This is a genomic window from Mesorhizobium sp. B3-1-8, from assembly GCF_006439495.1.
Taxonomy (GTDB): domain Bacteria; phylum Pseudomonadota; class Alphaproteobacteria; order Rhizobiales; family Rhizobiaceae; genus Mesorhizobium.
In genome coordinates this window covers 14557-32143 of sequence record NZ_VFTK01000015.1, presented here as the reverse complement: position 1 = coordinate 32143, position 17587 = coordinate 14557, and the positions used below count along the sequence as shown (strand labels likewise).

19 protein-coding genes and 1 pseudogene are annotated in these 17587 nt (G+C 64.3%); 13 read left to right on the top strand and 7 right to left on the bottom strand.

Annotated elements, in window-relative coordinates; genetic code table 11:
- Nucleotides 1–102: 102 nt before the first annotated feature.
- The 3 genes from rfaD to waaC are packed head-to-tail and all read left to right on the top strand — an operon-like array spanning nucleotide 103 to nucleotide 3004.
- A complete protein-coding gene (gene rfaD, locus FJ424_RS15565; RefSeq protein WP_140653708.1) occupies nucleotides 103–1053 on the top strand; it encodes an ADP-glyceromanno-heptose 6-epimerase in 951 nt (316 codons plus the stop codon).
- Nucleotides 1026–2033 carry a lipopolysaccharide heptosyltransferase II gene (gene waaF, locus FJ424_RS15560; RefSeq protein WP_140653706.1) on the top strand — a complete coding sequence of 336 codons (1008 nt, stop codon included), beginning with the start codon at nucleotides 1026–1028 and terminating at the stop codon, nucleotides 2031–2033. Before rfaD ends, waaF begins: the two co-directional genes overlap by 28 nt.
- The gene (waaC, locus tag FJ424_RS15555) at nucleotides 2030–3004 is read left to right on the top strand and encodes a lipopolysaccharide heptosyltransferase I (RefSeq protein ID WP_140653704.1); all 975 of its coding nucleotides are present in this window, start codon (nucleotides 2030–2032) and stop codon (nucleotides 3002–3004) included. Before waaF ends, waaC begins: the two co-directional genes overlap by 4 nt.
- 4 nt (nucleotides 3005–3008) lie before the next feature.
- Here waaC and greA read toward each other — a convergent pair whose 3' ends face one another.
- A complete protein-coding gene (gene greA, locus FJ424_RS15550; protein ID WP_027168132.1) occupies nucleotides 3009–3482 on the bottom strand; it encodes a transcription elongation factor GreA in 474 nt (157 codons plus the stop codon).
- 264 nt (nucleotides 3483–3746) lie between these two features.
- On the bottom strand, nucleotides 3747–4277 hold the full coding sequence (locus tag FJ424_RS15545) for a tetratricopeptide repeat protein (protein ID WP_140653702.1): 531 nt from the start codon (nucleotides 4275–4277) through the stop codon (nucleotides 3747–3749).
- A gap of 178 nt (nucleotides 4278–4455) precedes the next feature.
- Here FJ424_RS15545 and FJ424_RS15540 point away from each other — a divergent pair, with 178 nt between their 5' ends.
- The 3 genes from FJ424_RS15540 to FJ424_RS15530 all read left to right on the top strand — a co-directional run bounded on the left by FJ424_RS15540 (nucleotide 4456) and on the right by FJ424_RS15530 (nucleotide 6971).
- Nucleotides 4456–4881, top strand: a complete 426-nt coding sequence (locus tag FJ424_RS15540; protein ID WP_140653701.1) for a DUF3775 domain-containing protein — start codon at nucleotides 4456–4458, stop codon at nucleotides 4879–4881.
- 120 nt (nucleotides 4882–5001) lie between these two features.
- Nucleotides 5002–6003, top strand: coding sequence for an extensin family protein (locus FJ424_RS15535; RefSeq protein WP_246677260.1), 1002 nt, complete (start codon nucleotides 5002–5004; stop codon nucleotides 6001–6003).
- A gap of 158 nt (nucleotides 6004–6161) precedes the next feature.
- Nucleotides 6162–6971, top strand: a complete 810-nt coding sequence (locus FJ424_RS15530; protein WP_140653903.1) for an extensin family protein — start codon at nucleotides 6162–6164, stop codon at nucleotides 6969–6971.
- A gap of 1 nt (nucleotide 6972) precedes the next feature.
- Here FJ424_RS15530 and FJ424_RS34345 read toward each other — a convergent pair whose 3' ends face one another.
- Both FJ424_RS34345 and FJ424_RS34340 read right to left on the bottom strand, forming a co-directional pair.
- On the bottom strand, nucleotides 6973–7209 hold the full coding sequence (locus FJ424_RS34345; RefSeq protein ID WP_281405436.1) for a gamma-glutamylcyclotransferase: 237 nt from the start codon (nucleotides 7207–7209) through the stop codon (nucleotides 6973–6975).
- A 122-nt stretch (nucleotides 7210–7331) separates the two neighbouring features.
- Nucleotides 7332–7619, bottom strand: a pseudogene (locus FJ424_RS34340) (gamma-glutamylcyclotransferase); the annotation flags it as partial.
- Nucleotides 7620–7796: 177 nt separating this feature from the next.
- Between FJ424_RS34340 and FJ424_RS15520 the strand changes: the two are divergent.
- The 3 genes from FJ424_RS15520 (at nucleotide 7797) to FJ424_RS15510 (ending at nucleotide 11405) form a co-directional block, all read left to right on the top strand.
- On the top strand, nucleotides 7797–8504 hold the full coding sequence (locus tag FJ424_RS15520; RefSeq protein ID WP_140653698.1) for an LssY C-terminal domain-containing protein: 708 nt from the start codon (nucleotides 7797–7799) through the stop codon (nucleotides 8502–8504).
- Between the two features lie 172 nt (nucleotides 8505–8676).
- Nucleotides 8677–9987, top strand: a complete 1311-nt coding sequence (locus tag FJ424_RS15515; RefSeq protein WP_140653696.1) for a hemolysin family protein — start codon at nucleotides 8677–8679, stop codon at nucleotides 9985–9987.
- 122 nt (nucleotides 9988–10109) lie between these two features.
- The gene (locus tag FJ424_RS15510) at nucleotides 10110–11405 is read left to right on the top strand and encodes a glucoamylase family protein (RefSeq protein WP_140653694.1); all 1296 of its coding nucleotides are present in this window, start codon (nucleotides 10110–10112) and stop codon (nucleotides 11403–11405) included.
- Between the two features lie 252 nt (nucleotides 11406–11657).
- On the opposite strand, the gene FJ424_RS15505 is transcribed toward FJ424_RS15510, so the two are convergent.
- A complete protein-coding gene (locus FJ424_RS15505) occupies nucleotides 11658–12263 on the bottom strand; it encodes an NADPH-dependent FMN reductase (protein ID WP_140653693.1) in 606 nt (201 codons plus the stop codon).
- A gap of 90 nt (nucleotides 12264–12353) precedes the next feature.
- Here FJ424_RS15505 and FJ424_RS15500 point away from each other — a divergent pair, with 90 nt between their 5' ends.
- Nucleotides 12354–12722 carry a helix-turn-helix domain-containing protein gene (locus FJ424_RS15500; protein ID WP_140647527.1) on the top strand — a complete coding sequence of 123 codons (369 nt, stop codon included), beginning with the start codon at nucleotides 12354–12356 and terminating at the stop codon, nucleotides 12720–12722.
- Nucleotides 12723–12891: 169 nt separating this feature from the next.
- Here FJ424_RS15500 and FJ424_RS15495 read toward each other — a convergent pair whose 3' ends face one another.
- Entirely contained in the window at nucleotides 12892–13095 is a 204-nt protein-coding gene (locus FJ424_RS15495) for a hypothetical protein (RefSeq protein ID WP_140653691.1), read from the bottom strand.
- 118 nt (nucleotides 13096–13213) lie between these two features.
- Nucleotides 13214–13609 carry an acyl-CoA thioesterase gene (locus tag FJ424_RS15490; protein ID WP_140653689.1) on the bottom strand — a complete coding sequence of 132 codons (396 nt, stop codon included), beginning with the start codon at nucleotides 13607–13609 and terminating at the stop codon, nucleotides 13214–13216.
- Nucleotides 13610–13797: 188 nt separating this feature from the next.
- Here FJ424_RS15490 and FJ424_RS15485 point away from each other — a divergent pair, with 188 nt between their 5' ends.
- Genes FJ424_RS15485 through FJ424_RS15475 form a run of 3 tightly spaced genes read left to right on the top strand, consistent with a single transcriptional unit; the run spans nucleotide 13798 to nucleotide 17533 of the window.
- Entirely contained in the window at nucleotides 13798–15414 is a 1617-nt protein-coding gene (locus FJ424_RS15485; RefSeq protein WP_140653687.1) for a GMC family oxidoreductase N-terminal domain-containing protein, read from the top strand.
- Nucleotides 15411–16622, top strand: coding sequence for a mandelate racemase/muconate lactonizing enzyme family protein (locus tag FJ424_RS15480; protein WP_140653685.1), 1212 nt, complete (start codon nucleotides 15411–15413; stop codon nucleotides 16620–16622). The genes FJ424_RS15485 and FJ424_RS15480 overlap by 4 nt, the downstream gene beginning before the upstream one ends.
- A complete protein-coding gene (locus FJ424_RS15475) occupies nucleotides 16619–17533 on the top strand; it encodes an NAD(P)-dependent oxidoreductase (protein ID WP_140653684.1) in 915 nt (304 codons plus the stop codon). Before FJ424_RS15480 ends, FJ424_RS15475 begins: the two co-directional genes overlap by 4 nt.
- Nucleotides 17534–17587: the final 54 nt, after the last annotated feature.

The window sequence follows — 17587 nt, the reverse complement described above, 5'->3', positions numbered from 1 at the left end:
TTTGCGGCTTCACTGTGATGCACCGGAGCGCCTGCTTTATCGACACTCCCGTCCACCTCCCCTATAAGGGCCGGAATCGGCAACGGAGCAAGGCTGAAAAGCATGATCATCGTCACGGGCGGCGCCGGCATGATCGGCTCCAACATCGTCGCCGCTCTCAACGCCGAGGGGCATGACGACATCGTCGTCGTCGACGACCTCACCGACGGCCACAAGATCGCCAACCTCGCCGACCTGCGCATCGCCGACTATCTCGACAAGGACGATTTTCTCGCCCGGATCGAGGACGGCGCGCTTGGCCGCATCGAGGCCGTCTTCCATCAAGGCGCCTGCTCGACCACCACCGAATGGAACGGCAAGTTCATGATGGAGGTGAACTACGCCTATTCCAAGCGCCTGCTGCATGCCTGCCTGGCCCTGCGCGTGCCGTTCCTCTATGCCTCCTCGGCGTCGGTCTATGGCGGCGGTAACGAATTTCGCGAGGAGCCCGAACTAGAGCGGCCGCTTAACGTCTACGCCTATTCCAAGAAACTGTTCGATGACTATGTCCGCCGCAATGTCTTCGACACCGACCATTCGCAGGTCGCGGGCCTGCGCTATTTCAACGTCTATGGACCGCGCGAGGCGCATAAGGGCGCCATGGCCTCGGTCGCCTTCCATCTCTTCAACCAGGTCGAACGCGGCGAAAACCCGAAGCTGTTCGGCGCTTATGGCGATTTCGGCCCCGGCGAGCAGAGCCGCGACTTCATCCATGTCGGCGACGTGGCGGAGGTCAATCTGTGGCTGTGGAAACGCGGCACGAGCGGCATCTTCAATTGCGGCACCGGCCGCGCCCAGCCGTTCCGCGCCATCGCCGAGACGGTCATCGACACACTGGGCAAGGGCGAGATCGAGTTCATCCCCTTTCCCGATCACCTCAAGGGCAGCTACCAGAGTTTCACGCAGGCTGATATGTCCCGCTTGCGCGCGGCCGGCTACAATGGCCAATTCCGTACAGTCGAAACCGGCGTCAGGGACTATGTCGAATGGCTGAAGGCCCAACGATCCTCGTGATCGGCCCACGCTGGGTGGGCGACATGGTTATGGCGCAGTGCCTGTTTGCGGCGCTGAAGGAAAAGCATCCGCACGCCGCCATCGACGTGCTGGCGCCGGCCTGGGCGGCACCACTGGTCAAGCGCATGCCCGAGATACGCAGCCAGATCGACTTTCCGCTGATGCCGGGAGCGCTCGAATTCCGCAGCCGGCGGCGCTTCGGCCGCCTGCTGCGCGGCCGCTACGACATGGCCTATGTGCTGCCGGGAAGCTGGAAATCGGCGCTGATCCCGTTCTTTGCCCGCATCCCGCATCGTGTCGGCAATCTGCGCGAGATGCGCTATGGCCTGCTGACCGATGTCGTGCCGCTGCCCGAAGCGCTGAAACGGCGCACGGCGCACGCCTATTTCGGCCTCGCGCGCGGCGGCACCTTTCGCGCGCCGAGGCTTACCGTCGACGAGGCCAACCAGGCGGATTTGCTGGCGCGCTTCGGGCTGGCGGGCGAGAAATTCGTGGCGCTCATGCCCGGCGCCGAGTTCGGCCCGGCAAAACGCTGGCCGAGCGATCATTATGCCGGGCTTGCCCGGGACATGATGGCCAGGGGACTGGGCGTCGTCCTGCTCGGCTCGAAGAACGATGCCGACGTGACCGGTGAGATCGCAGCACTTGCCCCGGGCGCCGTCGACCTTGCCGGCAAGACGCGGCTGGAGGACGCCATCGACCTGATCGCCGCGGCGAAGCTTGCGGTGTCGAACGACAGCGGACTGATGCATGTCGCGGCCGCCGTCGGCACCCCGATCGTGGCCGTCTACGGTTCGACCTCGCCGCAAAACACGCCGCCGCTCAGCGACCGCTCCGAACTGATCTGGCTGCATCTGTCCTGCTCGCCCTGCCACAAGAAGGTCTGCCCGCTCGGCCATCTCAACTGCCTGAAGACGCTCGATGTCACCCGCGTTACAGCCGCGGCCGACCGCTTGCTCGAGGTTCCGGCGGCCGCATGAAAGTGCTGATCGTCAAGACATCGTCGATGGGCGATGTCATCCACACCTTTCCCGCCGTCGAGGACGCGGTGCGCAACCGCCCCGACATAAATTTCGACTGGTGCGTGGAGGAGGCGTTTGCCGGGATCGTGGCGCTGCACCCGGCCATTGGAGTGATCCACAAGGTGGCGGTCCGGCGCTGGCGCAAGCGGCTTCTCGACGGCACCACATGGCGCGAGATGGCCGGACTGCGCAAAGCGCTGCGCGCCCCCCGCTACGATCTCGTCATCGACGCCCAAGGCTTGTTGAAGTCGGCCCTGGTCGCCATACAGGCCGGCGCGCCGATTGCCGGCTTCGATCGGGCGAGCGCCCGCGAGCCATCGGCGACGCTGTTTTATCAGCGCAAATATGCCGTGCCGCGCGACCTGCATGCCATTGAGCGCACCAGGCGGCTGTTCGGGCTGGCGCTTGGCTACCAGCCTGACCTGTCGACGCTCGACTCCGGCATCGTGCCGCCGGCGGGCAATCCGGCCGGCATTGAAGGCAGAACCGCCCTCCTGCTGCACGGCACCAGCCGCGAGGACAAGAAATGGCCGGTCGAGGATTGGATCGAAACCGCGCACCAGCTGGCCGACCGGCAGTTCACGCCGGTGGTCACTTGGTCGAACGAGGCGGAAAAGAAAGTGGCGGACGCCGTTGCCGGTGCCGTGCCAGGGACGGTGCTGGTTGCCAAATCGCCGCTCGCGGACATCGCCGCGCTCCTCGGCCGTTCGACGCTGGTCATCGGCGCCGACACCGGCCTCACCCACCTCGCCAGCGCCTTCGGCCTGCCGACGGTCGCCATCTTCCTGGCGACGGAACCGGGTCTCACCGGCCCGCGCGGGAGGTTTGCGTCGACCTTGATGGCGCCGGCCAGCGGCAAGATCACGGCGGCTGAGGTGATAGCGGAAGCGGAACGGCTGCTGGCGCTCCGATCGAAGGCGCCAGCCTGAGCTGCTAGATAAACTGCACCTGGACGATCTCGTAGCCTCTGGCGCCACCCGGAGCATTGACCTCGATGGCGTCGCCGACTTCCTTGCCGATGAGCGCTCGCGCGATCGGCGAGGAGATCGAGATGCGGCCGGACTTCACGTCCGCTTCCTGGTCGCCGACGATCTGGTAGGTCTTCTTTTCCTCGGTGTCCTCGTCGACGAGCACGACGGTCGCGCCGAACTTCACCTTGTCGCCGGAAAGCTTGGAGACGTCGATAACCTCGGCCCGCGCGATCAGATCCTCGAGCTCGTTGATGCGGCCCTCATTGTGGCTCTGCGACTCCTTCGCCGCGTGATATTCGGCATTTTCCGACAGGTCGCCATGCGAGCGCGCTTCGGAGATCGCCTCGATGATACGGGGACGTTCCTCCTGCTGACGCCAGCGAAGTTCTTCCTTCAATGACGCGAACCCCTCGCCTGTCATCGGGACCTTGATCATATGCCTGACCTTTCCTGCCGCCACCCCCGCTTTTCGGGAGCAGCCTTGTCAAATGGGTACAAAAAGAAAACGGTCCGGCAGCCTCGGGCTAACGGAACCGTTTCACCACAATTTCCCTGAATATAGCGATCTTCGCGCGATTTTCACGCCCAAAAATTGAAGTTCGGCAAAATGATCACCGCTTTCGCGGGCCTGCGGCTGACGGCGAACAACAAAAACCGGCTGTGAGCAATCACAGCCGGTTCGAGAGACGTCGAGCCCTGCTCAGCTCCTCAGGAAATGATCGATCTGCTCGGACAGCATGCCGTATTCGCGCGAGCCCTTGCCGGTCCGCTTTTCGATTTCCTGGAGCTGCTGCTGGGCGCCGGCGAGATCGCCGATCTGCAGATGCGCTTCGCCGAGATATTCGCGCACCAGCGTGTAGTTCGGGTCGATGCGAAGCGCTTCCTCGTAATAGCCAAGGCCGACCGTGACGCGGCCGGAATGGCGATGCGAATAGCCGAGATAATTGAGGATGCGCGGATCCTGCTTGTTGGCGGCGAGCGTCAGCACCGAGATCGCCTCGTCATAGCGCCCGGCCATCGCCAGATCGTGTCCGGCCTCATAGATGCTGTCGTCATCCAGCATGCCATATTGCGGCACGACGCACTTCTTCTTTTTCTTGTCCCAAACCTCGCCCTTCTTGCAGGTGGTCGTCGTCTGGCCACTGCCGCCTTCACCAGCTGCAAAAGCCGGCGCAACGAACAGCGGCAGCGCCGCAATAGCCATGACCTGAACAAGCAAACGTCTGCGCATCGAAGCCTCCATGAGCGTGACAATGCCAGATTAACGCCGCCTTGGCGCGGTTTCATCCCGAAATGCGGGTAGCTGCCGAACTATTTTGGACGGCCGGACAGAAGCCGTTACCGCCGGACGTGACGCGCGCTTTAATTCCGCTATCATCGGGGCCAAGCGCATCACGTGGAGAAGAATCGTGCAGCAGCGCCTCGAGAAGGAGTGGGACCTTTCGATCGATCCGGACACGGTGCGCCTGTTCATCCTCAAGGCCAAGGCGCTGAGCGCCGCCGTAAACGAGGACTATGACGACGGCGCCGAGCACGAGGTCGAGTTCGACGGCGACACCCATGCCAGCCATCACCATGACGGCCTTGTCGAGGAAGCCTCGGAAGACCTCACCGAGGAGGAATTCCGCGAGCTGATCAACGATCTCAATATCGACGAAGCGGCCGAACTGATCGCGCTCGCCTGGGTCGGACGCGGCGACTATGACGCATCCGAATGGGCGGACGCGGTGGCCGCGGCCAGGGAGCGTCCCAGGAAGCGCACGGCCAAGTATCTGCTCGGCCTGCCGATGCTTGCCGACTGGCTGGAGGAAGGCCTTGAAGCCGTCGGCGCGTAACGCGCCGGTAACCGATTGTGATCGGCAAGGCGGGTCGCGCAGGCAACTTCGCGACGCGACCGCCGTTTCCGGGCGATGGCAACGCTGAGCCTTTCACGATTTTGCAGACTGGCGCTGCCTGTGGCGGCTGCGATCCTGCTGGTTACGCCGGCCGCCGCCAAGCATCATCATCGGCATAAGAGGCACCTGCCGCCGGCCAGCCAGAGCGCCGCTCCGGCGCCGCAAACGCCTGCGGCGACACCGGTTCCGGGGTCGCGTCCGCGGGATATGGAGAACGGCGCCGATAGGTCCGGGCGAGACAAAAGCCGCCTCGACAGCAATGACGACTTTCTCAACCAGGACAAGTCGCATCCGAAATGGGATGCCCGCCCGCCACGTTCGAAGGGCGCTCAATCCGGGCCGCGGACGCAATCCGAACCGCAGACGCCGAATGTCGTGCCCACGCCCCCGCAGAAGCCCACCGAACTGGAGCCCGAGCCGCCGGAAACTGGGCCGCAACCATCGGAAAAACCCGAACCGCCGGGCGAGGAAAAGATGCCTCCCGATCCGCGTTCCGCCGAGATGCCGGCCGACAAGATGCCGGCGGAGGAAACCGCATGCCGGGAAAGGCTGAAGGCGCTTGGCATCGAATTCGAGGAGCACAAGGCCGAGCACGACGCGGAAATCGGCTGCTCGATTCCCTATCCGATAATTTTGAAAACGCTTGGCAAATCCATCGGTATCAGTCCCGGCACCGAGCTCAACTGCCAGATGGCGGAGGCGGCCGCGCGCTTCATGGCCGATGTCGTCCAACCCACGGCGAAGGCCGAACTCGGGGCCGACCTGAAGTCGATCAACCAGACTTCGGCCTTTGTCTGCCGGCCGCGCCACGGCACGCGCAAACTGTCGGAACACGCCTTCGGCAACGCGCTCGACATCGCCAGCTTCACCTTGTCGGACGGGAGGACGATCGAGGTCGGGCCGGCGCCGCCGGAGAAGGACGCGAAGTTCCTCAACGCGGTGCGCAAGGCTGCCTGCGGGCCGTTCAAGACGGTGCTCGGGCCGGGCGCCGACGCCGACCATGCGCTGCATTTCCACCTCGACCTGGAACCGCGCCGCCACGGCGGCACTTTTTGCCAGTAAGCGCGATATCGAAAGTCTCGGGTCACGTCCGGCAAGAACAGCGCCGCAATTCCGCCGCATGCGTGAATGGGGCCGCTGATCTTTCCTTTACTCTTGGCGATTAATCTTGTGCCATTCGGGGACAAGGACGCCTTTCAATGGCTCGAAGACTTGGCGCCATGCTTGGCTTGGCGTTACGGAACAAGCGTGTGCGCGTCACGATCGCAGGGCTGGCCGCGGGCGTTACCATCGCGACGATATCGGCCTGTACGACGGGCGACGTCTTTGCGCTGCAGCCGGCCGTCGATGTCGGCAGCCAGACGGCAGCCGTGCCGCAGCCCGACGCGCCGCAATATTCCGGAATGCAGCGCCTCGTTCCGTCCAATCCCTACATGACCGAGGCCGCCTATCCGCGCATGGACGAGCCGATGTCGCCCGGCGAGCAGTTGCCGGCCAGCGAGATCGACTGCCGCAACGAGTTGAAGCGGATGGGCGTCGTCTATCAGGACATCCAGCCGATCCATGAAGGCCAGTGCGGCATCGATTTCCCGGTAAAAGTCTCGGCCATCGGCAGCGTCGCCATGAAGCCGGCGGCAACGCTGACCTGCAACATGGCCGCCACCTTTGCCGCCTGGACGAAGAACGAGCTGCAGCCGGCCGCCCGCTGGCGCTATTTCTCCGGCGTCAAGGCGATCCACCAAGGCTCCAGCTATTCCTGCCGCAACATCGCCGGCGAAGGCGTCCTCTCCGAGCACGGCAAGGGCAACGCGCTCGACGTCATGAGCATCGAGCTCAACAATGGCGACGACATCGATGTCCGCAAGCCCGGCCTGTTCGCCTTCCGCACGCGCGGCTTCCTCAACAATGTGCGCGCCGACGGTTGCGAGTATTTCACGACGGTGCTCGGCCCCGGCTACAATTACGACCACCGCAACCATTTCCATTTCGACATCAAGAACCGCAAAAGCGGCTACCGCGCCTGCCGCTAGATCAGCCTGGGGCTTCGGTGGCAGCGATGATCTGCCGGGCGACCAGATCCTGGATACGCCAAAGGTTTCTGTCGCGAATCCCGCTTTCCTCCAGTTTGGCGACCGTTCGGAAAAGATATTGCGCCGAGGAGCCCCAATGCCCGGCGGCGCGCGCCAGCGTGTGCGCAACCTGCTCCAGCGCCAGCTTGCCGGCATAGGCCCTTCCTTGGGGTGCGGCGACAAAGGCCAGTGCACGCAACGGTCCGTCCTTGGTCCGGAGCTTGATCCAGCAGGGGGCACATTGGTCGGCGGGTTCGCGTCTATTTCGCGACGAAGCAGTTGGACGATTTGCCCAAAATGGTCCTCCGACGGCAGCCGGTAGGCGATGCCGTTGCAACTGCCTCCCCGGTCGAGCGCCAGCATCAGCGCCGGCAACTCACGCGTTCCGCGCCAACGTGTCAGCGTCAGGCAGAATGAGCGATGCCACCCTGGCGCGGTGGCTGGACGCTGTTCTTCATAGATGAACTCCGGATTCCAGATCAGCGAGCCATAGGCAAAGACCCAGAGCGTCTCAGGCCGATATTGCGCAAGCAGCTGTTCGGCCAGATCGTCAAATTCGGCATCGCTGTGTTCGTCAGTTCCGGGCTCGGGACCGGGATCGGGCTCCATGCGCTCGACCCTCGCGACAAGCTCCCCGGTCAGCGCCATTTTCCTGTGGCTTGTCTTTGTCCGCCCCATTCGCACCCCCCCTTTAGCGATAACTAATGATAAATGGTCTCCAGATCGCTGGCCATTGATTTCCCATGATTATAGCGCAACAGATGCCATACGGGTCGGGCGGCATTCATGAGCCAACGAAGCTTAAGACGGCGGGCGGCAATCTGGCTGGCGGCGTTTTGTGCCTTCTATCTGGCGCTCGCCTATCTCGCCGCGCCGGAATTTTGGACCTGGCGGGAGCGCGGCTTCCGCACGCGGCCCTTCGAGATGGTGACGCACACGCCGCAAGGCATTCCCGGCGACCCGATCAATGTCGGCCTGGTCGGCACCGAGAAGGAAGTCGTCCACGCCTTCGCCGTCGCCGGCTGGGATACGGCCGATGCCGTGACGCTGCGGACCGCGATCGACATCGGCGAAAGCGTCTTGTTTTCCCGCCCCTACCCCGATGCGCCGATGAGCCGCCTTTTGTTCGAGGGCCGTGCCCAGGACCTCGCCTTCGAAAAGCCGATCGGAGGCAGCGCCGACCGGCGCCACCACGTCCGCTTCTGGCAGACGGATACGGTCGGCGACGACGGCCGTCCGCTCTGGCTGGGCGCCGCGAGCTTCGATCGCGGCGTCGGCCTCAGTCACGATACGGGCGCCGTCACCCACCATATCGGCCCCGACATCGACGCGGAGCGCGACTTCCTGATCGGCGACCTGAAGGCTGCCGATCTGCTGGCATCCACCAGCGAGATACCGGGGATCGGCGCCACCAAGGCAGGACGCAACGGCGGCGGCGATCCCTATTTTACCGACGGCATGGCCGTGATCGGCGTGCTGAAGACGCCGCAATGACGGCGCACCCGTCACGCGCGCGCTGACGCCTAAGGTGCGCGTCGTCATCGACGCGCTTGTCGGGCATTTCTCGGCGCCGATCTGGGATGCGGCTTGAACAGCGCGCCTGTCATGTTCCAAAAATACCGACAAGCTATTTTCGAATGCACTGCAGCAATGCTATTGACCGCCCATGCTTTATGTTGAAATCGCCGTCGTTGCCGTCCTCATCTGCGTGAACGGCCTTCTGGCAATGTCGGAGCTCGCCATCGTCTCGTCGCGGCCCGCCCGCCTCAAGGCGATGATCGACCGCAACGTCAAGGGCGCCGGCCGCGCGCTGGCGCTGGGCTCGAACCCTGGCAAATTCCTGTCCTCGGTGCAGATCGGCATCACGCTCGTCGGCGTTCTTTCGGGCGCGTTCTCGGGCGCGACCCTCGGCGAAAGGCTGGCGCAATATCTGGCCACGACCGGCATCCGCGAAAACATCGCCGACCCTGTCGGCGTCGGCATCGTCGTCGCAATCATCACCTATGCCTCGCTGATCGTCGGCGAGCTTGTGCCGAAGCAGATCGCGCTGCGCGATCCCGAGCGCGTCGCCGTCCGCGCGGCGCCCGCAATGACCATCATTGCCACCATCTCGGCGCCGCTCGTCTTCCTGCTCGACATTTCCGGCCGCGCCGTTCTGTGGCTGCTCGGCCAGGCCGGCGAGGCGGAAGAGAAGGTCACCGACGAGGAGATCAAGATGCTGGTCGCCGAGGCCGAGCATCACGGCACCATCGAATCCGACGAGCGCCGCATGATCGCCGGTGTCATGCGCCTCGGCGACCGCGCCGTGCGCGCCGTCATGACGCCGCGCACCGAGGTCGACTGGCTGAACCTGCAGTCCGACGAGACCGCCGTCAAAAAGCTTCTGATGGATACCCAGCACTCGCGCCTGCCCGTCGGCGACGGCAATGTCGACGCCATGGTCGGCGTCATCCAGACGCGCGACGTGCTGGCCGCCCTTCTCGCCGGCCAGGTGCTGGATCCGCGCCAGCATGTGCGCGCCGCCCCCATCGTGCATGACCAGGCCGACGCGCTCGACGTGCTGCAGAAGCTTAGGGAATCGGACGTGCCGATGGCGCTCGTTCATGACGAGTACGGCCATTTCGAAGGCATCGTCACGCCGGCCGACATCCTCGAAGCCATCACCGGCGTGTTCCGCTCCGACCTCGAGGCGGGCGAGGAAGAGAACGCCGTCAAGCGCGATGACGGCTCGTGGCTGCTGGCCGGCTACATGCAGGCCGACGAGATGGCTGAGGTGCTGGGCATCGACCTGCCCGAAAACCGCGACTACGAAACCGTCGCCGGCTATGTGCTGTCGCATCTCCACCATCTGCCGACGACCGGCGAGTGCGTCGACGCGCAAGGCTGGCGCTTCGAGGTGGTCGACCTCGACGGCCGCCGCATCGACAAGCTGATCGCCACCCGCCTGCCCGGCGGCCATCGCCCGGTGGCGCGCTGAGTGGCCGGAAAGGTTCGATTGGGCGTCGGGGCGGTTGGCGCGGCAGCCAAGCTTCGCTTCCTCACTTAGGATTGACGGTCAGAAAGCTTTGAAGTGCTGCGAAAGCGTCTATATCGGCAACCATGGATGCATCGAGCGAACACGCGCTGAACGACGAGCTTCTTTCAGACATCCAACGTCTGTCCTTCGACTATTTTCTGAAGGAGGCCAATCCGGTCAACGGCCTGGTCGCCGACCGCAACACCGCGGCATCGCCCGCCAGCATAGCCGCCGTCGGCCTCGCTTTGTCGTCCTATCCTGTCGGAGTCGAGCGCGGTTTCATGACGCGCGTCGCCGCGGTCGAGCGGACGCTCGCCACGCTCCGCTTCTTCTGGAATGCGCCGCATGGGCCGGAGCCCGACGCCACCGGCTACAAGGGCTTCTATTATCATTTCCTCGACATGCGGACCGGACGCCGCGTCTGGAACTGCGAATTGTCCACCATCGATACCGCGCTTCTGCTTGCCGGTGTCCTGACGGCCGGCGCCTATTTCGACGCCGACGACGAGTTCGAACTGGAGATCCGCCGGCTCGCCGATGCGCTCTACCGCCGCGCCGACTGGCGCTGGGCCCAGCATGGCGGCGCCACCGTCACCCATGGCTGGCGGCCCGAAAAAGGCTTCCTGCGTTACCGCTGGGAAGGCTATGACGAGGCGCTGATCCTCTACATGCTGGGCCTCGGCTCGCCGACTTTCCCATTGTCGCCCGAGAGCTACGCCGCCTGGCTGCCGAGCTATAGATGGAAGAAGATCTATGGCCGGGACCTTGTCTATGCCGGTCCGCTCTTCATCCATCAGTTCTCGCATATCTGGATCGATTTTCGCGGCATTCGCGATGCCTTCATGCGCAATGTCGGCAGCGACTATTTCGAGAACAGCCGGCAGGCGACCTTTCTCCAGCGCGACTATGCCATCCGCAATCCCAAGGGCTTCACCGGCTACGGGGAGAATTGCTGGGGCCTCACGGCCAGCGACGGCCCGGGCCCGCAACAGAAGCAGGCCGGTGGACGCCGCTTCTTCGGCTATCTGGCGCGCGGCGCGCCCTTCGGTCCCGATGACGGCACGCTGTCGCCTTGGGCGGCGATCGCCTCGTTGCCGTTTGCGCCGGAGATCGTGCTGCCGGCGCTGCGCTACTTCCACGAAATCGACCTGCACGACGGCAATCCCTACGGCTTCACCGCGAGCTTCAATCCAACGATCGCCGCCATTGAAGGCCGGCCTTGCGGCTGGGTGTCGCCGGACCATCTCGGCATCAATCAGGGGCCGATAGTGTTGATGATCGAGAATTACAGGTCCGATTTCCTGTGGCGGCTGATGCGAAGCGTGCCGGCAATTGCCACGGGCCTGCGACGGGCCGGATTTTCGGGCGGCTGGCTGTAAGGATGAGCCTACTCTTCGTATGGTAGGGCAGCGTCCGCACCGGCCTCTGCCGGTTGCGCTCAATGGGCATCCGGCGGCGGCGCCTTCGGCGTCACGTTGGGCAGGAACGGCACCAGCGCCGTGGCGATGACGAAAGCCCCGTGATGACCAGGAACGCATCGGCATAGGCCATCGTCGAGGCCTCGCGACTTCCGCAAATTAAAAAGGGCGGCGCAAGCGCCGCCCCTCGGGAGGATAGTCCACGCAGGCTCTTTAAGCGGCCTGGGCTTCGCCGGCGATCGCGTCGGCGGCGCGGGCGGCCTTCAACACCTTCGCCCACCAGGCGACGTCGTTGACCAGCGCGGCGGCGGCCTGGTTCAGATGCTCGATGTCCTCGAGCTTCTTCTCGCCCTGGCGCACCGCAAGGAAATCGCTCCAGGCGATATGGACGGCCGACTTGACCGGCGCCATCTGCAGCTCGACGGCGATCAGGCGGAGCTGTTCGACCGCGCGCGCACCGCCGACCGAGCCATAGCCGACAAAACCGGCCGGCTTCTTGTTCCATTCATTGGCAGCGTAATCGATGGCGTTCTTCAAGACACCGGTCGGAGCGTGATTGTATTCGGCGGCGGTGAAGATGAAGCCGTCGAACTCGGCGACCTTCTTCTGCCAGCGCTGCGCCACTTCGTTCTGCGACGGCGCCCAGGCGGAGGAAGCGACCTCGTCGAAGAAAGGCAGCGGCCAGTCGCGCAGATCGACGATCTCGACGTCGATATCGGCGTGCGACTTGGCGATCTTGGCGATCCACTGCGTCGGCACGTCGGCGAAGCGGGCGGCGCGCGTCGAACCGACGACAATGGCGATTTTGGGTTTGGACATAAGGGGCTCTCCTTGCGGGAATTTCTGGTATCGTTTGGATACCGGCGCTATATGTGATACTGACAAATCGGCGCGCAAGGAGGCACGTTTTTGTTACTGAGGCACCCGCACATCACCGAGGACTGCCGTGCCGTGTCGGAGATCCTGCAACGGGTCGGTGACAAATGGACCGTGCTCGTGGTCGGCAAGCTGGGCGACGGGGCGATGCGCTTCAACGAGTTGCGCGCCGCCGTCGGCGGCATTTCGCAAAAGATGCTGACCACCACCTTGCGCGGTCTGGAACGCGATGGGTTCGTGACGCGAAAAGTGTTTCCGACCATTCCGCCACGTGTCGATTACGAGCTGACCCCGCTCGGCCACGAGCTGCTCGTGCCGGTCGGCGCGCTCGGCGAATGGGCGCGCAAGAACACCAATCGGGTCCGCGAAGCGCGCGCGAAATTCGACAGCCAGCAGGCTTGAAACCCTTGTAGTTCAATGGTTTCTGAACCATTGGATGAACCGTGCGGCTCGGCGCCGGCCCTGTCTCGCGTTTCGCTTCGATCAAATCCGCTGCGGTCTCGCCGCTAGCCTCGCTGGTGTCTCCGCGCAACCGCCTCGACAAGAAGGGCTGTCTTTAGCCGGCCACGCATCAGGCGTTTGGATTGGTGCTGCCGCAGCACGCCGTCGAGCAGCTTTCCGATTGCGCGGCCCTCTTGCCGGCCACCGCGTGATCCCGCATGCAGGCGACGCGTGGAAGGTCTTTCCTGACCTCCCTATAGGCCGTTATGCCGAGCAGGCAGACCAGGGCAATAAGGGCTGCCACGAGCCAGCCGTTCAGCATATGTTGACGCATTGTTGTCCCCTCGCGACCTCAAAGTGGGGCGCGAAGGCAACCATTGGATGTCGCGACGCGCATCTCCCACGCGGGCGTTGTTACAAAACGGCAAGCCTGGGGAGAATCGGGTATCCAGTCAGATCTCGGCCGGAACCGGCTTCGGGTTGCCTTCGCCGTCGAGCGCGACCATGACGAAATCGGCATGGGTGACCTTTTCCATCAGGTCGGAAAGGTAGCGCTGCGCCCAGGCCTCGACCTTGAGCACCATCGAGGTGCGGCCGACGCGCTCGACATGGGTGTAGATGCAAAGCGTGTCGCCGATCTTCATCGGCTTGGCGAAGGACATCTCCTTGACCGCGGCGGTGACCACGCGCCCCTTGGCGCGCTCGGCGGCGCGGATGCCGCAGGCAAGGTCCATCTGCGCCATAACCCAGCCGCCGAAGATGTCGCCGGCGGCATTGGCGTCGGAGGGCATGGCAAGCGTCCTCAAAGTGAGATCGCCGAGAGGTTTTCCGTCCGCGTAATGCACCATGGCGAAATCCTTGGAGGTCGGTTGCTGTTGCGTAGCAATGCGACCGCCATGTCGCAAGCTTTGGTGAAAGCGAAATGCACGCCGCTTCGCCGGTCGCTTTTTTCACAAGCCATGCCGGAAGCCACGGCGACGCCGCGAGCCGGCAATGTCTAGGGTAAGCCTGACATTGCGGAGCCGCCCACACCATCATGCAGACTTATGATTTCATCGTCGTCGGCTCCGGTTCGGCCGGTTCGGTCGTTGCCGACAGGCTGTCGGCGTCGGGCCGCTTCTCGGTGCTGGTGCTGGAGGCCGGCGGAACCGATCAGCGGTTCTACGTCCAGATGCCGCTCGGCTACGGCAAGACCTTCTTCGATCCGGCCGTCAACTGGAACTACAAGGCCGAGCCGGATCCCGGTCTCGCCGGCAATGCCGACCACTGGCCGCGCGGCAAGCTGCTCGGCGGCTCGAGCTCCATCAACGCCATGGTCTTCATCCGCGGCGCGCGCGAGGATTTCGACGCCTGGGCCGCCGCCGGCAATCCCGGCTGGGGCTATGACGACCTCCTGCCCTCCTTCAAGGCGATGGAAGACAATGCGGCCGGCGCCGACCGGTGGCGCGGCGTCGGCGGTCCGCTGCGCGTCACCGACTGCACGAACGCGGTGCATCCGCTGACCAAGCGCTATCTTGCCGCCGCCCAACAGGCCGGACTGCCGTTCAATCCGGACTTCAACGGCGCCTCCCAGGAAGGCGTTGGCGTCTACCAGATCACGACGAAGAACGGCCGCCGCATGTCGGCGGCCCGAGCTTTCCTGCGGCCCGCGATGAAGCGCGGCAACGTCCGCGTCGAGACAAAGGCGCTGGCGACGAAAATCCTGTTCGAGGGCAAGCGCGCCGTCGGCGTCGAATACGAGCAGAACGGCGAAACGAAAACTGTCCGCGCCGGCCGCGAGGTGATCCTCTGCGGTGGCTCGATCAACTCGCCACAGCTGCTGCAGCTTTCCGGCATCGGCCCGTCGGCGCTGCTCGGCAATCTCGACATCCCGGTCATTCACGCCAACGACAATATCGGCGCCAACCTGCAGGACCATGTCGGCATCAACTATACTTTCAAGGGCAAGGTCCCGACGCTCAACCAGATCCTGCGCCCATGGTGGGGCAAGCTGCTGGTCGGCATGCAATACATACTGACACGCTCAGGCCCGCTGTCGCTGTCGATGAACAATGCCGGCGGCTTCTTCCGCACCGACCCGTCGATGGCGCGGCCGAACATGCAGCTCTATTTCCAGGCCTTCTCGACCGTCATCCCGAAGAGCGGCGAGCGTCCGATCCTGACGCCCGACCCCTGGCCAGGCTTCTCGATCGGCCTGTCCAACTGCCGGCCGTCGAGCCGCGGCGAGATCATGATCCGCTCGAACAACCCGCGCGACTATCCCAGGATCACAGCCAACGCCTATTCGACCAATGCCGATGTCGACGAGATGCTGGCGGCGGTGAAGTTCGTGCGCAAGATCGCCGCGATGCCGGCGATGGCAGAGATCATCGAGGAAGAGGTGCTGCCCGGCCCCTCGATAAGGTCGGACGCCGACTTGATCCAGGATTTCAGGAAACGCTCGGGCACCGTCTATCACCCCGTCTCGACTTGCCGCATGGGGCCGGACGCATCGCGCGCCGTGGTCGATCCCCGGCTGAAAGTGCACGGGCTGGACGCCTTGCGGGTCATCGACGCTTCGATTTTCCCCGACAACATCACGGGCAACACCAATGCCGCTTCGATCCTGACCGGATGGAAAGGCGCCGACCTGATTCTGGAGGACCACAAATGAAAATCACCGACGTGAAGACCTGGGTTGTCGGCAACCCGCCGCCCGGCATCGGCGGCAAGTATTTCATCTTCGTCAAGCTCACCACCGACGGCGGGGTGGCCGGCTATGGCGAAGCCTACAACGCCACCTTCTCCGCGCATGTCACCGCCAGGATGATCGAGGACATGGCCGAACGCTATCTCGTCGGCCGCGATCCGCACGACATCGAGAATTTCTTCCGCCGCGCCTATTCCTCCGGCTTCACCCAGCGCCCCGACGTCTCCGGCATGGGCTGCTTCTCGGCGCTCGAAATGGCCTGCTGGGACATCGTCGGCAAGGAAGCCGGCAAGCCGGTCTACAAGCTGCTCGGCGGCCAGGTGCACGAGACGCTGCGCTCCTACACCTATCTCTATCCGCACACCGGCAGCGTCCATTCGGAAGATGCGCGCGGCAAGAACGTCTACAACGACCCCGACATGGCCGCCGCCTGCGCGCTCGAATATGTCGAGCAGGGCTTCAACGCCGTGAAGCTCGATCCGGCTGGCCCCTACACCGCCTATGACGGCCATCAGCCGCGTCTGATCGACATCGACCTTTCGGCGCGCATGATCAAGGCGATCCGCGAGGCGGTCGGCACCAGGGCCGACATCCTGTTCGGCACGCATGGCCAGTTCACCGCATCCGGCGCGCTGCGCATGGCGCGCGCCATCGAGCCCTATGATCCGCTGTGGTTCGAGGAGCCGGTGCCGCCGGACATGCCGGAGGTGATGGCGCAGGTCGCCCGCGGCACGTCGATCCCGGTCGCCACCGGCGAAAGGCTGACGACGAAGTTCGAATTCGCCCGTGTCATCGAGAACCGCGCCGCGACCATCCTGCAGCCGGACCTCGGCCGCTCCGGCGGCATCCTCGAAACCAAGAAGATCGCCGCCATGGCCGAGGCCTATCACATCCAGATCGCGCCGCACTGCTATTGCGGGCCGATCGTCGGCGCCGCCAACATCCAGCTTGCGGCGACGCTACCCAATTTCCTCATCCTCGAATCGCTGAAGCAGTGGGACGGTTTCCACGAAAAACTGCTCAAGAAGAAGATCGAATGGCAGGACGGCAACGTCATCCCCTCGAAAGAGCCGGGCCTCGGCGTCGAGCTCAACGAGGAAGTCTGCGACGCGCATCCCTATAGCGGCAAGGACCTGCATCTGCAGATGATGCAGACCCCGTTGATGCCGTGACCCTCGCCTACGCCTTCATTGGGCTTGGCCATCTCGGCGGCAACCTTGCCGCCAGCCTACTGCGCAATGGTTTTGCCGTCACCGTCGTCCGCGACCCGGCGGCGGTCGAGCGCCTCGTCGCGCTTGGCGCCACGGCGGCTGCGAGCCCGGCGGAAGCCGCTGCCCGCGCCGGCAACGCGATAACCTGCCTGCCATCGCCGAAGGTCAGCGAGGCGGTGCTCGCCGGCCCCGACGGATTGCTTCAAGGCCTGCCCGCGGGCGGCACCTGGATCGAGATGTCGACAAATGGCCGTGACGAGATCCTGCGGCTTGCCGCAATCGCCTCGGCGAAGGGCATCGAGACGCTGGAATGCCCGGTGACCGGCGGCGTGCATCTGGCGGCGGCGGGCAGGATCACCGCGCTGGTCGGCGGCGATGCCGCACTCTACGAACGCCATCGATTAGCCATCGAGGCGATGTGCGCGAAGTCGTTCCTGATGGGCCCTGTCGGCTCGGCGGCGGTGATCAAGGTCATCACCAACATGCTCGCCTTCATCCATCTCGTCGCCGCCGGCGAGGCGCTGATGCTCGCCAGAAAGGGCGGGCTCGACCTCGCCCAGGCCTACCACGCCATCGTCGCCTCATCCGGCAACAGCTTCGTCCACGAGACCGAAAGCCAGCTCGTGCTCAACGGCTCCTACGACATCGGCTTCACCATGGACCTGGCGCTGAAGGACCTCGGCTTCGCGCTGGCCATGGGCAGGGATTTCGGCGCGCCGCTCGATCTGGCGTCACGCGTCAACGCGATTTTCGAGGAGGGCAAGCGCACCTATGGCGGCGATGCCTGGTCGACCCAGATCGTCAAGCTTCTGGAGGATGCGGTCGGGACGGAACTGCGCGCGCCGGGCTTCCCTGCCAAGCTCGAACTGTAATCCGGCAAAAATTTAGCCAGCTATTTCAACCATCTGGCCGTGCCAGCGGAATCA